General features: G+C 56.9%; 15 protein-coding genes. 5 read left to right on the forward strand and 10 right to left on the reverse strand.

What is annotated here, in order from left to right:
- Positions 1 to 31 precede the first annotated feature (31 nt).
- On the forward strand, positions 32 to 1,042 hold the full coding sequence (locus ACR0KC_RS14675; RefSeq protein ID WP_480791256.1) for a GlxA family transcriptional regulator: 1,011 nt from the start codon (positions 32 to 34) through the stop codon (positions 1,040 to 1,042).
- A gap of 472 nt (positions 1,043 to 1,514) precedes the next feature.
- Here the strand turns inward: ACR0KC_RS14675 and ACR0KC_RS14680 are convergent, their stop codons facing one another.
- Genes ACR0KC_RS14680 through ACR0KC_RS14690 form a run of 3 tightly spaced genes read right to left on the reverse strand, consistent with a single transcriptional unit; the run spans position 1,515 to position 5,715 of the window.
- Positions 1,515 to 2,492, reverse strand: coding sequence for an ATPase, T2SS/T4P/T4SS family (locus ACR0KC_RS14680; protein WP_480791255.1), 978 nt, complete (start codon positions 2,490 to 2,492; stop codon positions 1,515 to 1,517).
- Entirely contained in the window at positions 2,489 to 5,272 is a 2,784-nt protein-coding gene (locus tag ACR0KC_RS14685) for a relaxase/mobilization nuclease domain-containing protein (RefSeq protein WP_480791254.1), read from the reverse strand. The genes ACR0KC_RS14680 and ACR0KC_RS14685 overlap by 4 nt, the downstream gene beginning before the upstream one ends.
- Positions 5,269 to 5,715, reverse strand: a complete 447-nt coding sequence (locus ACR0KC_RS14690; protein WP_480791253.1) for a MobC family plasmid mobilization relaxosome protein — start codon at positions 5,713 to 5,715, stop codon at positions 5,269 to 5,271. The genes ACR0KC_RS14685 and ACR0KC_RS14690 overlap by 4 nt, the downstream gene beginning before the upstream one ends.
- Positions 5,716 to 6,227: 512 nt before the next feature.
- Between ACR0KC_RS14690 and ACR0KC_RS14695 the strand changes: the two genes are divergently transcribed.
- A complete protein-coding gene (locus tag ACR0KC_RS14695; protein ID WP_480796346.1) occupies positions 6,228 to 7,004 on the forward strand; it encodes an AAA family ATPase in 777 nt (258 codons plus the stop codon).
- Positions 6,991 to 7,371: a hypothetical protein gene (locus tag ACR0KC_RS14700; protein WP_480791251.1), complete on the forward strand. Its 381-nt coding sequence runs from the start codon at positions 6,991 to 6,993 to the stop codon at positions 7,369 to 7,371. Before ACR0KC_RS14695 ends, ACR0KC_RS14700 begins: the two co-directional genes overlap by 14 nt.
- 428 nt (positions 7,372 to 7,799) lie before the next feature.
- Here ACR0KC_RS14700 and ACR0KC_RS14705 read toward each other — a convergent pair whose 3' ends face one another.
- From ACR0KC_RS14705 to ACR0KC_RS14735, 7 genes are all read right to left on the reverse strand, one after another.
- A complete protein-coding gene (locus ACR0KC_RS14705) occupies positions 7,800 to 8,000 on the reverse strand; it encodes a hypothetical protein (protein WP_480791250.1) in 201 nt (66 codons plus the stop codon).
- Between the two features lie 728 nt (positions 8,001 to 8,728).
- A complete protein-coding gene (locus ACR0KC_RS14710; RefSeq protein WP_480791249.1) occupies positions 8,729 to 9,331 on the reverse strand; it encodes a class I SAM-dependent DNA methyltransferase in 603 nt (200 codons plus the stop codon).
- A gap of 247 nt (positions 9,332 to 9,578) precedes the next feature.
- Positions 9,579 to 10,115, reverse strand: a complete 537-nt coding sequence (locus tag ACR0KC_RS14715; RefSeq protein ID WP_480791248.1) for a hypothetical protein — start codon at positions 10,113 to 10,115, stop codon at positions 9,579 to 9,581.
- A 177-nt stretch (positions 10,116 to 10,292) separates the two neighbouring features.
- Entirely contained in the window at positions 10,293 to 12,158 is a 1,866-nt protein-coding gene (locus ACR0KC_RS14720; RefSeq protein WP_480791247.1) for a ParB/RepB/Spo0J family partition protein, read from the reverse strand.
- Positions 12,159 to 12,232: 74 nt separating this feature from the next.
- Positions 12,233 to 12,379, reverse strand: a complete 147-nt coding sequence (locus ACR0KC_RS14725) for a hypothetical protein (RefSeq protein ID WP_480791246.1) — start codon at positions 12,377 to 12,379, stop codon at positions 12,233 to 12,235.
- A gap of 102 nt (positions 12,380 to 12,481) precedes the next feature.
- Positions 12,482 to 12,886, reverse strand: a complete 405-nt coding sequence (locus ACR0KC_RS14730; protein ID WP_480791245.1) for a DUF3768 domain-containing protein — start codon at positions 12,884 to 12,886, stop codon at positions 12,482 to 12,484.
- A gap of 522 nt (positions 12,887 to 13,408) precedes the next feature.
- Entirely contained in the window at positions 13,409 to 13,678 is a 270-nt protein-coding gene (locus ACR0KC_RS14735) for a WGR domain-containing protein (protein ID WP_480791244.1), read from the reverse strand.
- 287 nt (positions 13,679 to 13,965) lie between these two features.
- On the opposite strand from ACR0KC_RS14735, the gene ACR0KC_RS14740 reads away from it, so the two are divergent.
- The gene (locus ACR0KC_RS14740; protein ID WP_480791243.1) at positions 13,966 to 14,358 is read left to right on the forward strand and encodes a GFA family protein; all 393 of its coding nucleotides are present in this window, start codon (positions 13,966 to 13,968) and stop codon (positions 14,356 to 14,358) included.
- Positions 14,359 to 14,460: 102 nt separating this feature from the next.
- Positions 14,461 to 14,763, forward strand: a complete 303-nt coding sequence (locus ACR0KC_RS14745) for an SH3 domain-containing protein (protein ID WP_480609275.1) — start codon at positions 14,461 to 14,463, stop codon at positions 14,761 to 14,763.
- The last annotated feature ends 272 nt before the right edge of the window (positions 14,764 to 15,035 follow it).

Consider the following 15,035-nt stretch of genomic DNA (forward strand, 5'->3'; position numbering starts at 1 on the left):
TTCGGACCAACTCAGTGGTCGGGAGGCATAAATGAGCATCAATACTGCTGTTATCGGATCGCATCTTGCCGGATCCTCAGTGGTGTTCTCGATCCTGGACGTGTTGGCCTCGGTCGGGCGTGACTGGGCCATGCTGCATGGCATCCCGGCGGCGGAACCGGTTTTTGATATCAGTTTGCGGACTCTGGACGGGGCACCATATTGGGACGTCAACGGGCGCAAGATCACACCGGACGCGATGGTGGAAGAAGCACCCGTCCCCGACCTGATCATCGTGCCCGATCTTTTGTTCTCTCCGGAAACCGGACTGCCCGACGATTTCGCATCTATCGCCAAATGGATCGGCGATGCCCATGCGCGCGGCGCCATCGTCGCCTCAGTCTGTTCCGGTGCGGTGCTTCTTGGTATGGCCGGCTTACTCGACGGGAAGGAAGCGACGACCCATTGGGGCTATGCCGACATGCTGGGCCGGGATTTCCCCGAAGTAAACGTCTGTCGCGAACGCATCCTTGTGCCGACAGGTGAGGGTCATCGCGTCATCACTGCCGGCGGAATGTCGGCCTGGGAAGACCTCATGCTCTATCTGATCGGGCGTTTCGCGGGCACCGAGGAAGCGCGCAGGATCGCAAAGATATATCTGATCGATCCGCACCTTGATGGGCAATTGATTTATGCATCGCTGACCACCTCGCGCCAGCACAAGGACCAGTTGATCGCAGATGCACAGGTTTGGGCGGCGCAGCACTACGACACGCCAAGCCCGGTTGCAGCCATGGCGGAACGAAGTGGCATGACGGAGCGCGGATTTCACCGTCGGTTCAAGAAAGCGACCGGTCAGGCACCTGTCGAGTATATTCAGACCCTTCGGGTCGAAGAAGCGAAGCAGTTACTGGAAACCACCACCACGCCGATCGACGAGATCGCCGCGGATGTCGGCTATTCCGAACCATCGAGCTTCCGCTCGGCATTCCGAAAGCGCGTCGGTATCTCCGCCTCGGCCTACCGAAAGAAATGGCAGGCTCTCTCACCTGTAGCTCAGTGATTGTTGGAAACCAACCATGACGGGAGTTCCTGCAAGAACGCATTTTTGTACGCGATCATTGTATTCTTATTGTAGTTTCGCTGGTCGAAACAGGACTTGGTCATCGGGAACACTCTTCATGGATAACTGTTGTTGTCCGCGGCTCTTCACATTTGGTGGCCGCTATTGTTCAAAATCTGGTATCGAAAAGCTCAGCGAAAGATCAAATGTCCCGCGACCTGTCAATTGGACGTTCGAACCTTGCTGTGGCCTGCATGAATGAATGTTACTTCCGCTGCACGGCGGCACCAGTTTTCTCGCTCAAACGGCAATTTTAAAGCTGCGAGCGCACGCTGCAAGATAACGTTACTTCTGGTATGGGCTCCTTGCGGCCATTCTCCGCAGGTTGCTTGGACGTCGGCTTGGCCTTGCGGACGATCTGCGCGACCGCAAAAACCTCTTTCGGCCATTTCCCCATCGGGCGTTCAAAAACCTATCCCGCTTTCTTCCTGAGCACTCTGACGGCCACTGGTCGCCTCTGATCCCCGGCTTTCCGAAACTGCACAATCACATCGATCATCGAGCGGCAGTATTCGAGAATCTCGGAATAGGTCAGCCCGGTATCTGCCTGCATAACCATCAACGCCAGGCGCGACAGCGCGGATTCCGGTGATGCTGCGTGCAGTGTGGAAATCCCACCCGGATGTCCAGAGTTGATCGCGGACAGGAAATCATAAGCCTCCGCCCCGCGCAGCTCCCCCATGATGATCCGCTCCGGCCGGAATCGCAGGCACGCTTTCAATAGAGCGCTGCTCGATGCGTTTTTGTTCACTATCAATGACACCGCATTGGGTTGGCTGGGCCGGATCTCCAGCACGTCCTCAATGGTCATGATCCTCTCTGAGTGGTCGACTTCGCCAAGACAGGCGCGCAACCAGGTCGTTTTGCCGGATGATGTGCCGCCCGATAGTAGGATGTTCCATTTGGCCTTGACCGCCGCGCGCAGGAAATCGCCAAAGCCCTTGTTCTCGTATGCCTCCAAGACAGCCGCATCTGCAGGGTCAGTACCCGATTTCAGATCGTCCATGTTGGCGTCAAGGTCCGGCAAGCCTTGCATCAGATCATCGAGCGAAAGTTGCTTTGCCACGGAGCGACGCAGGGCAAATGCAACACCATCTTCAACAGCGGGTTTTACCGCGACCTGTGCCCGCCACAATGAGCCGTCGATTTCGAACTGCGATCCGGCCAGCGGAGTGTTTGCCGAGATGGGATTACCGCCAGCCAGGTCGTGTGCAAGCGCCTCTGCATCATCCTCACCCATCGGCTCGTCCAGCAGACGCATGGCAGGCTCACCGCTGCGCTCGATCCAGATTCTGCCGTCTGGATTCAGGACGATTTCAGACAAGAGAGGATCGGAGAGCAATTGCTCTCCGAACACCCGATTCAATATACATTCCAGATGACGGCTCATCGGCTCACACTCCGGTCACCCTTGGCCCGTTCCTCCCGCTCCCGGCGCCGCTGCTCTTGCACAACCGGATCACGGTCAATTTGTCGATCGACGTCTTTCACATCCCAGGCCGTGCGGGTGACATTAACGCGCTCCGGCTCATCGGTCTCGGGGTTCCGGCGTGACCGGGTGACTTCTTCTTTGCCCGCTTTGACGAACGTGGCCTTGTCACCAACCGAGATGTTGTTCCGTGCCATCTGGTCCTGCAGGGCGGTGCCCCAGATCCGTTCAGGCTCATCTTTGCCTTCGACTTTCATATCCACATAGAACGACTTGCTGTTTGGATCATCGGGGCGCACCAGAGCCTCTTTGGCATCGACGATGACACCCGTAACGCCGGTTTCAACTGAGACCTCTTGCCGGACTGCACGGTCCTGCTGGCCTCTTTCTTCTGGCCGGTCTTGGGGCGCGTCCCTTTTGATACGCGCAGCCTCTTGCAGTGGTTCAAGCCCGCGCTGTTTCTCGCGCGGCGCACGCTCGATGTCGGTTGCTTTCCAGGCGCGGCGGTTTGCCTCGATGTTCTTTTCTTCACCGGTCTCTTTGTCGATCTTGGTAACTGTCACCCTCTTGTATCCGTCATGGGCAAGCGTCGCCGTATCGCCAACTGACAAGTGTTCGCGCTGCATCATGTCCGGCAGATCAACGCCCCAGACGCGGAATGGCTTGTCGCGGCCATCCACCTTCAGATCGACATATGGCGACATGCTGTCTTTCTCATCTTCTTTGAAGAGTGCAGACCCAGCCTTGATGATCTGCCCTCGCACGCCAGCGTCCAGATCGGGACGTTGCGGTTCAGATCCAGCGCCGCGTGTATCGGTGCGTTCACCAGACCGCGCCGGGCCCGGGCGCGCTTCGCCTTCAGTGCGATCCGGCGCGCGGCCTGTCACCCGCTCCTGTACACGGTCCTCGATTTCAAGCAGACGGCCTCCAATGGCAGCACGGTCAAAGCCCTGCCCCTTCATGGTCTGGATTTCATCCTGAACACCGGCCTTTACCTTCTCGTTCAGGAAGTCGTCACCCCTGCCCTCGGCAAAGGCGCGGTTGATGTCGCGGATCTCGCCACGGGCATCGCGGTAAATCTCGGCGGCATCGTTGTACGCGGCCTTCATGTCGACCCGCGCCTGGCTCTCGCTGAGAGAATGCGCATTCGCCAAGGTCTTAACATCGCGTTCAAACCAATTCTCGCGGGTCTGACGGTCCACGTCGGCGCCATTGCGGATGCGCGACAGTACCAGGTCGCCATTGATGCCCATGGCTTCGAACCGCTCGGCCACCTGCCTGTCGGCATCCTTCAGCACAGCCTTGGTCGCCGCGCTGCGCGGATCGTTGGCATCGGCGCGTGGGTCTCCACGCTCTTGCCCGATGGGCTGGGTGCGCGTTGGATCTGATGCATCCCGTTCAGCTGCCCGGCGCTGGCGTGTCGGATCGATGTCATCGCGGCCCACCTCAACCTCATCGTCCCGTTCCAGACGTTTGCCAAAGAACGTCTTGGTCTCGTTATCCATAAGCGGCTCATAGTCTCGCAAGACACGAGAAATCGCGGCCTCTGTCTGGCTGCGCTTGTCCTCGTCCTCCATGGCGTCGGCCTTGGCGTCCATACCTGTGATAAACTGACGTACATCCGTTCCAATTGCCTTAATCTCACCGTCTATGGCCGGGGCTTGTGCCGGGTCCATCTGGTTGGCGACTTGCGTATTCATGTCGATTTCCTCTGATCTGAGAACCCCGTCCGTCACCAGGATTGATGCTGCGCCGAGTACAGCTTTTCTGAAGGCCCCAAGGGTCTCGGCACGCCCTGGGTATTGGGTTGTGAAAATGCCCTGCTTGACCCCGGCGTGATGCGACCGGAGTGTTTCGCCCAGGGCGGCATAGTCTGCATTGCGCTGATCGGTCATGCTCTGCAGCTGGTCCTGCGCGACGGGTTGTTGGCGTCCGATCCCAACAAAGGGAAAACCGCTGCGCCGCTCTGGAGCTGGCCGCTCGCGCAGATCCCGGCCGTCGCGCCGCGCGTGAACCCGTGCGCTGCTTTCACGCTCGGGGCGCAGATTGCGGCTGAACCGGCTGGTGGCAGTCAGGACAATGCCAACGTCCCGCGCGGATTCAACCTGCAGTTCGCGCAGATCCTGTGTTGTAATCCCGTACCGGCTGATCTGAAGGGTCTTGCCAGACGCCCCTGCCCGGCTGATCACCAAATGCGTATGCGGATGGCCGGTATCGTCGTGATGGGCCATCACATATTTGTAGCGGTCGCCGTAGTCACCATTCGTCAAACGCGCGCCGAAACTGCGCGCGGCCTGCTTCGCGGCCTCCCGGTCCGTGTCCTTGGGATAAGACAGGATGACATGATAGCTGTAGTTGGTGACCCGCGCGTCCATCCGGGCCCAATCCTTCGCCCACTCGTCCTGGACGTCGCGCAGGCCATCCATCCCATGCGACAGCTCGCCGGTATCGCCACGCTCCATTTCGACGGTGCCCTTGCGCGTGATGTAGGACAACTGGCCGCCCAGACGGCCCGATGCCGTGACACCGCCACCGGGGACAACTTTGACCACTGCCTGATTGGTCAGAAGTGCATTGGCAATCATGCCGGCAACACCACCGGACGAGCTCTGCCGTTGCGGTGACCGACGCCGCGACCGCGCAGGGTTTTGACCAGGGCGCGGCTTCAGATTTGGGATAAGCTGAAACTCTCCAAAGAGCGCCTCCCAGGCCGGATCATATGCGGAGGTCAGGCTGGTCATGATCTAACCTTCGCCTTTGGTGATACACGTGATGCGCGCTGTTTCTCCGCAAACCGCTCGATCTCTAATGCACGGGTAAAAGATCGTTCATGGGCGGCGTCGGAATAGTCTTCGATCAGACGGCGCAATTCCCGAACCTCGACTTTCATGGCCTCAATCTGGTCTTCGGTACGTTTGTTGAGCCGGAACTTCCCGGCATTTGCGGCGCGAGTCATCTGGTTGAGGTTGTTTGCCATGCCGACCAGCTGGGCCAGGTGCTCTTTGAATTGCTGTGTTCGGAACTCTTCTTTTGACGGGATACCAAAGGCTATGCGGATACAGACACGCACCAATCCGGTCACACTGCGCAGCTGCATGGCCTTGCTGCGTTGTTTGAGGAACGCCAATTCGTCCTCATCAAAGCGCATGGTTGTCGTGACTGATTTAGGTACGCCTTGTGGCATCGGGGCTTTCTCCACGATCAGAAATCGTGCGTGGCCCCGTCAGACCGCGCGTATGTAGATTCAAGTGTAAGTTGATTTGGCAGCCGACTGCAAGTCTAACAGATTGTCGATAGCACAATCTGTATTATCCCGCAAAGTAAGCGTAGGATGTAGACGGTCTGTAGCACGAGGCACGATCGTTTGTGGTGTACCAATGCCGTTGATCAGCCACCCGATCCCAACCCGCAAGGCGCAAACGGCAAGCCACGGCTCCCCGATGTTGCAGGTTGCAGGCTGCCACTCGGTGGCCACCACTTGCCTGCCAGCTTACACAACGCAAGACCTGCAATCTGCAACCCACGTACCACCCATTTCTTGACAGCACACAGGCCGCAAGCATTGCAAATTGCTTAGAAAAGCAATAGCTTTGATTTCAGCGCGGGTGACGGGTCGCGCGATAACTTGCAATCGCGAGCCCGGTTGTGGCACGCCGCTCTGCGGCGTGGCTTTCGGGCGCAGACCCGGAGACCAAATTGAAAATCTATGCAGCCGTAAACTCCAAGGGCGGAGCTGGGAAATCTTCCATGCTCGTCGCCTTTGCTTCTGCTTTGCACCATCAGGGCAAACGTGTCCGTATCCTCGATCTGGATTCACAAGGAACACTCTCGGAATGGTTGAATCCGAATAATGGGCTGGACCCGATCCCCGCCGATGAGATTCTGATCGAGGCCGGGCAATTTGCCAAAGAAGATGCAGAGAATGCCAAACTGGCTTATGCCCATATTCTTGAGGCGGAAAAGGCGGGGGGCTTTGACTACCTGCTGATCGACACCAAAGGTGAGCCCAGCATGACGGCCGCAATGGCGATGGCTGTTGCCGACATGGTGCTGTGCCCGTCTGATGGATCATCGGCAGAATACAAGCCAATCCTGGTCACATACCGATCCTGCGAAGCGGCATTGCGGCAAATCGGCAGCACGGCAGACCCGAAAGAGAAGTTTCGGATTGTGTTCACCCGCCAATCCATCGCGCAATCGGCCGGTATCCAGAAGGGCAAACAGGCTTTGGCAAAGCAGTTTGCCTGCATTGGCGGCATTGCCGATTCCGCCGCGATGGATGACGCGCTTAGGGCGGGGACAACGATCGGGAGGCTGATGGGCTTTGCTGAAGAAGCAATGGAACGAGCGGAAACCCAGTCAGCCCGGTCAAATGCACGGCGCATGGCGGATCGGTGCCAAAAGGCGCTGAGCAATGCTGACTATATTCTGAACGCATTGAAGGAAAGCGAGGTGCAGCATGTCGCGGCCTAAGGACATCGATAGCCTGCTTGCCGGATCGACATCAGACATCGCGCCGACCGTGACGGAGCTTAAAAAGCAAAAGCAGGATGAGCCTGCAGCTGAACCAAAGCCCAATCCTGTCGAAGTGGGCAAGGCACCTGAACGGAAAGAACGTAAACCAAGCGCCCGCCAGCCGGTTGAGCAGCGTCGTGCCGCGATCAGGTTTCAGGTTTCGGCTCCCGAAGGCGGCGAAGTGGAGCGCGCCTTAGAGGAAATTCTGGCAGCAGTTCCGAAAACCCTTCGATCAGGCATCAGCATTGGCACCTTGTTCAGACAAGTCCTGATCGAAAATGACGCGGAGATTGCTGCAATGATCCGCAAAAGTGTTGAGGGATAAGAGCCATGAGCAAAAAATTTGTCCGACATCACGGTGGTGTTCAGGGCACCGCTGGCCGAGGGTTACCCACAGGCTGACGCTGAGATATTTTGGGTCTCTGCTTACAGCTTGCTTCGGTCAGGCCAATTTCGCCCAAGATTGAAATTGACCCGACTGGAAAACCCTCGACCGCGCAAATGGAGAGGGCATTCCAAAATTCTTGGGCCAGTAGATGTGGGCAACAACGGAATGAGCCAAGGAAAGGCCAGACAGTGCGCGCGTAGGATTTTCCATTGGATATTATCCGGTTCAATCGTCCAGGATTGCCCCTTGAAAAGGGCCGGCTTTCCCTTCCCAGCCGCAAGGCCGCGCGCCACGCGTGGCGCATCTCTGGTCCGGGTTGCGGCCGGAGCAATGGAAAGGGCGGCTTGCGCCGCCCTGCCCTCTCGTCATTCGGTGACCGGCTCGTCATCGCGCCGCTTCGGGAAGGCCACCATCTCAACGCCGGGAAACATGCTGTGTTTGACCTGGATCGAGGTGATGTTGCCGGTCTCATCGGTATTGACGAAGAGAACCCCGCACCGATCCCAGAAATTCCTGCCTTCTTTTTCACCGGTCTTGACGTTCAGTTTCAGAGTTTGAGTTGCCATTGTTTGATCCTCGCTATGGTGTGTTTCGATGAACATGGGAAAAGCGGGCATCAAGGGGACGTCAGCAGGGAATTTGACTCGCGCGGAATGCGCCGCAGGCGCAGGGGAAATTCCCTGTTGAAGCGCGGCGCCCGCCCCGGGCACCGCGCGTCTTCTCCGACTGCCCGCTTATGTTCATCCCTTCAGAAACACGGCAGCTGAGGATCATCTCCGGCAACGAGGTTGAAACTGTCAGGCCAAGTGAACAGGCAAGACTTTCTGGGATCGCTGCGGGCGGGTCATCTGAACAAAGCGATGCGATTTGTGGCGGCATCATCACCTCGTTCCATCGCAGGCGCAGTGCTCAAGTCGGAGTGCGGGTGGCCTTTCTGGGTCAGAATAACCCGCGTGGCAAAGAATGGAGGGCGACTGTCCGTGCAAACCGCCCTTTCCAACGGGCGGAGGCCAAAACCCGGACGGTCCGGCCCTGGTCCGCGCTTGTGCGGATCAGGTGAACAGCCGGACTCAATTTGGCGGGTTGGAACCTGTCCCAAAAACCACTGCTAAATCTCAGACTTGAGCTTTGCTGCCAAAAGCAGGACGGCCTGATCTAAGCTCACCGTTCGAATTGGAGCACAGAGCTTTCAAGGACGGAGTGCCTGTTCGCCCGTAAGTCTTGAACGCATTTCGAGCTATACCAATGGCCGGCTAATTGAATGCGATGGTTGTTCACTCATCCAAACGCAAAATCACTCTGTTTTTCGAATCCCCGCTCCAAGCAGAACAGGCATTGTCTGCTCATCAGCTTTGAACTCGAATATCCGTTCAATCCGAATTGAGCCAAGCCGTGCTGCCTCTAGCGCATTCCTTATTTGATGCTCGGTCAATCCAAAGCCATCATCGCCTGACGCTTGCCAATCCCACTGCACGAAATGTCCCCCCTTGTTGAGCAAACCCGCCAGCACTGCCACAGCGCCACTGTAGTCTGGGAGAAAGGCGCAAACGGAAGAAGCGCAGATCAAATCGAATTCTGAAAACCCGTTCTCTAATTCCGGAACATCTCCAGCCAGAATGTCTCCGTGAACTGCCCTAACATTTTGCAGTTGCTTTTCCTGCAGGACGGCAATCATATTCTCCGAAGTATCGACCGCAACAACTTCTTCAACATGCGGCGCAATTTTCTCCGCCAGCAATCCGGTGCCACATCCAAAGTCGAGCACACGCTTGGATCGCCAATTCTTCCCACGAATATCCAGGTGCTCGTCCAGCGTCGTGAAGGCGCGACTCGCATAGCGTCTGACGTCGCTATTGTCGTCCCAACCATCAGCATAGTCGTTCCAGTCATCAGTCATGTTGCTTGCGTTTCCTTGTGGGTTTGCATCGGCTCCGACACATCTGCGCTGAGGCAGACGCATCGATACGAACGCGCGACATTGGCTAGGTTGGCGACAACAGTCAACATGGGTTTAGAACGGCATATGGAGGGAATAAAGGCGACCTCGGCAAGCCTCTGCCAAACAGGCTCGCACTCAAGAAAGCGGCCCACCGAAGCGGGCCACAAGTTTAACCAAAGGAAAGTCTGGAGGTATTGAAGTCAGGTTAGCGCTTGCGCGCGCGATCGACAACACCATCGGCTGTGATGGTGGCAATGCGATCCTCGGTGCGACGGGTCATTTCCACCCCATCGCCCGTCATATGCGCCTCGGCAAATTCGGTGAACTTGAAGATGCTGCCATCGGCTTCAACATGGGTTTCATCTTCCGCCGAGCGCCGCTTCACCGATCCGTCATGGCGGATTTCGATGATCGTGTTGTCAGCCATTCGGACCGTCACGGAATGCTCATCCACAGCCACGCCCTGCCACCACATATCCGCATCGCGGCGCACAACGATCCGGTTTGGATGCAGTTTGATCTGCACGTCTTTTGCAGTGTCGGGATCAACGGCTTTGACAACAACAATCGCTTCCTGGGCGCTGGGATCACCATGGATCGACGCGCTCCCGTTTTTCGGCGGCCAGAGCTTTGGCTGTTCGCGCGGCTTTCCCTTCTGATCCGTATGAAACCCGACAAACATCTGCGCGGATTTCCAGACGCGGCGGGCGGCTTTCTCGATCTTGTTTGATGAGGTGTCCATGGGTCTTTCCAAATCCGGTTTTGAGAAGTGATCGACTTTGCAAATGCGTCGGGTGACCGACCTCTGATAGCTATGCGCGACGGGGTGTTCGCGCAATGCCACTTTGAGTCTTCATCATTGAGGCTAACACAGCCAGAGATTGATAGGCAGGGCGCAACGCGCCCTGCCCCGTTAGGTTTAAAAGCATTCCGGCACCCATGCATCGATCCGGGCTTTCTGCGCCTCGGTCACACTCAGTGCCGCCTGATGTTCCGGATCATTGAACAGCTTGTGCAGCGCCTCGTTCTTTGCGCCTTTCTTGGATTTCGCGAAGGCTTTGAGCATGTCGGTGTCATCATGCAGGTCCAGCAGGTCTTTGTAGAGATCATCCAACTGCCAGCCTTTCAACCGTTTGAAGCAGTTCTCCGCCGACGGGGTCCAGATTGCGCGCATGTCAGCACCAATCTCAGCTTCAATCTCCGCCATGAACTCCGGGCGCTGGGTCAGAAACCGCCGGGCCAGAAAGGTTGTGATCTCACCGTTGCGGGTCTTCTTACCGAGTTCGCGAAACGCTTTGAACGCCTCAACGCTGCCTTGCGCGGACATCTCTTGGAACTGGTCATAGGCTGCCTCTGCCGCTTCGTCCGGTTCTCCGCCAAGACGCGGGTCGAGGATGAACTGGTCACCGATCTCGGGCGTGTTCCGCTCAGCACCGCCATAGCCAAACCCAAACAGGTTGCTGGTCAGACCAGACGCCGGGGTGGCGGAGAAGGCAAACAGGCTCAACACATAATCTGGCTTGTCCAGCAAAGCCGTTTGAACTGACGCCAACCGGATCGCCACCATGTCATCGATGAACTTCTGCGAATAGGCCGGTTTTGGTGCCTCTTTGATCTCTGGCTCTTTGACCGGAGCCAGAACACCGGCCTCAATGGCGGCCTGCACATGTTCCGCCGCGACATAGGCCGATGATGTTTTGATCTCGCCATTGTTGCCGACATAAAGGAACACGCCCGACAGCTTGCGCTGATCGTCGGAATAGAACGGTGCGGCATAATCCTCGAGCGCGGCAAGCTCCTTTTCACCCTCCGCGTCCAATGCCTCGGCCTCATAGAGTTCGGCAAGCTCGTCATACCTTTTCGCCTGTTCCTCGGAAAAATCCCGGCTCACCATCTCCAGACGGTGCATGCCTTCTGTGCCTGCGAACCCGTAGGGAATGTAACTCTCATCATGGGTCTCCACCCAATCCCAGCCATCCGCGTCGCGCAGTTTCTTTGCTTCTGCCGCCAGTTTCTCGGCAAAGAGACGGTCCAGTAGAGCGCCTTCATTGAACAGGGTCTCATCAGCAAAGAGATCAGCTGTGACCGAGCCGCCCGCTTCAACATAAGCCTCCTGCCCGACAAACACGGCTTTACGGTTGGTGCTGCTGACAGCCTCCGACGTCAGCGCCTGTTTGACATCATGCTCACTAAACCACCGGCACGCCTTGGCCTGTTCCAGCACCTCCAGAATTTTCTCTTCTTCGGTGCTGACGGTCATGGCCTTCGCCAGACCCATGCTGATCACACCAGATTTGAGCGCATCCAATACGGCGGCAGGCAGACCGGCCAACGCGAGGCGGCGGCGCACATGGGCTTCGGTCACGCCAAAGGCGTTGCTGATCTTGGCAGCAGACAGGGATTTCTCCGCCATCTTGCCATAGGCGCGGACCTCGTCCACCGGGTCCAATTCCTCACGCGCGGTGTTTTCGGCATTTGCCCATTGCTCGGCCACAAACGGGTTATCCGTGACCTTCACGGGGACCTGTGCCAGATCGGCGCGTTCGGTCACGGCGATGTTCAAAGCCCGCAGGCGACGACCACCGGCGACGATGGCGACCTTTCCATCTGCATCGCGCAGACCGCTGAGGTTTTGGATCAGGCCGCACATGACCAGACTGTCGGCCAAAAGGGCAATCCCTTCTTCGGCAACCTCCTGTCGTGGGTTCAGATCAGACAGGTAGAGATCGGAGAGGGCAACGGTTTCGATGTTTTCCGGTGCAGTGAATGTTTCGACTTTGCTCATGGGGCAAATCCTTGTTTGAGTGTTTCGCTTTGTGTTAAGGGTGCCCTACCCCTTGTGGGGTAGAGCGGGGCCGCTTAGGCGGCTGCGTGTTGTTTCAAGAAGGCGAGGCCGATCTTGGCGGAGAGACCTCCCTTCTTGACCAGCTCAACGGCTTCGCGCCGTCGTCGCTGCAAGGTTTCCTGATTTATGTTCATCACCCCCTTTCTGATGTTGGCAGGCATTGGTTCACCCATTGCCCGGCAGGGCATGCTTGCTGTCCCGAGAGGGACCTTTCCTGCGCGGGTTGCGCATGCAGTCCCTGCCCCTTTGGAACAGGGCTGGTCTCAGTATTCGCTGGGGCACATGATGGTCAGGACACGGCGCGTCACTGACGTGTCAAACGGGCGGTCGGAGCCGTATTTGTAATCACCGTCATAGAGATCGATTTTCCAGAACAGCTTCTGGCCGCTGACCGTCACCGTTCCAAATGTGTGATCGCCATAAGGGTCATTGCCCTCGTCAAACTGGTCATCCGACGCGACTGCCGCCAAAGCCGCAGTCTGAAACTCCACCCCTTCGCCTGACACACCGGGCGTGACAAACACCTGTCCCTGAATGCCTTTGGAGTGCATCTCAATCGCCACATTTGGGTCGATCAGGGCTTTCCGGAACAGGTCATTCTGTGCTGCGATCTCTGCCGCCTGAAGGCTCGTGTCGTTCTCGATGTCTTTTGTCGTCTCAATGTCCAAAACCATCTCTCCTTTTGTGTGCGACCGCCGGGGTTGATCCCCTTTGGTGCTGGTTTTGAGCCGAGCCCTGAAAGGGCGTCGTCTCTAAAACCTGCCCCGTGGCGAACGCGGAGAGGGGCGAGACAGGACAAATCGACAAGAGTGGTGCGGCCCGCAGCGCAACGCGCGAGGACACGGTCTTGTCTATTTGTCTTGTCCGAGGGGGAGGCCGCGCCTTCCCCCTGACGTCGGGGGGCGTTTGGCTTGTCCAAATCCCGCCTGACCAACAAAAAAGCCAAAGGATCTTCGATCCTGCGGGAGTGCAAAAGGGATCGTCACCCGAATGGGCAGATCACCACGGCAGGAACCGACCATGACCCAAAGCCCCTGCCCCGGCTTGCAAAAGACGGTTCAGGGGCTACTGGGACAGGGAGATCATGCTGGGGTGTTCTGGGTGAAAGCCGATATGTCGGCTGAAACCTAGAGCCCGCTCACGAGCCAAAAGGCTCGGGATTTGCTACGGAAACAGATTGCAACCTGAAGTCACTCACCGACAGGAACATATCCTCGACGTCGCTTTTGCTTTTCGAGTTTTTGGAGCGCTTCACTAGCCTGGGTTTCATCATCATATGTTACCATCATGGCTTGCCCGTTTGTGCCAATACGCCCCCAGGTACGAAGAACGGACACTTCCCCAAAAAGCGTTGGTTGCAACTCAATTCCATAAAACCGCGCCATGTTGACGTCAGGGTCCACGTGGATCAGGTGGACAGGTGTGATTGCCGTCAGTTCCATGACGCGATTGTCGGTCAATTCAGACCGCCTGTCCAATGACTTTGCAAGATCCATTCGCCGGAATGGATTCTGATCCCCAATAGAACGGACCTACATTTACTGAGCGAACATCCGCACAGTTTTCTCTCTTTAATGACCGTACTCACGCAGAAGAGAATTTTTCACGGCCGGAAACTGCCGCATTTAGTCAGATGATGAAATTCCGCGTGAGATAGCCAGAAGCAATGTGAAAATGTTGCCGCCTCAGATTAGGGCGCATACGATGTTCACTACTCTTCCCAGTGGACATAGAGGGATGAACGATCATGGCACAATCATTGGAAGGTGGGTGCTTCTGTGGTGAAGTGCGCTACCGGATCACCGGTGAAGCGGTACTGCAACTCATGTGTTTTTGCAGAGATTGCCTATCGATGACCGGTACAGATGGCTACGCCGGGTACATGACAAAGTCAGAAAATCTGCAGCTACTGAAGGGCAAACCACGGACCTTTGAGAAGACCTCAAAGGAAGGCCGACCTGTTATCAAGCACTTCTGCGGTACCTGCGGGTCAGGCTTGTGGGGTGTGACAGCCTTTGGATTGACGAGCATTGCAGCTGGGACACTGGATGAACCAAACAACTTCAGCCCATCGAAAAAGGTTTTTGTGAAAGATGCCCCCAACTGGGCCAGGGTTCCCCACCACTTGGAAGATATGTAGGGGTTTAGGCTTTGGTATCACGTACATTTCTTTCTGGGAGTTGTTCCTTCTGGCAACCCGAATTGCTACGATTGTAGTTGAGGCAACAAGCAGGACATCAAGATGCGCAATGCAATCTTCTCACCCTTAGCGGCTTTGTTCCTAGGGGTCGTCATGGGCGTTGAGCCGGCTGCGGCGGCGTCACTGGGACCATATGAGGTTTTTGGAGTCGAAGACGGTGACATGCTAAAAATGCGCAGCGGACCTGGAACAGGGTTCAATGTGATCGTTGGTCTTCCAAATGGAACCGCACTACGAGTTCATAGCTGCGAGCAGACCGGTGGCACACGTTGGTGCCGCGTTTCATTGGAGCGTGCTCGTAGACTAAAGGGGTATGTCTCTTGGGCATACTTGCGGAAAATCTAATTCGACGATGATCAGCGATGCCATCTTACTATAATAATAGAATGCTGGCAGAAAAGGCCGCAGTGAAGCTTTCTTGTTGCCGGTGATGGGATCAAGCGGGAAACCACGATCGTGTTTCCGGCCCCAAAGCCGACCTCCACCACCCGGTCGAGATGGTGCGGCGCGACCCGTCGAACCTGCCGTTCGCCGCAAGCGCAAAAAATGAGATAGGTTGAACTCACTCGAACCGGCCCAAACCGGATGAGGTGGGTGGCTCCTGCTCCACCGGCATC

The organism is Ruegeria sp. CF3 (genome assembly GCF_056537365.1).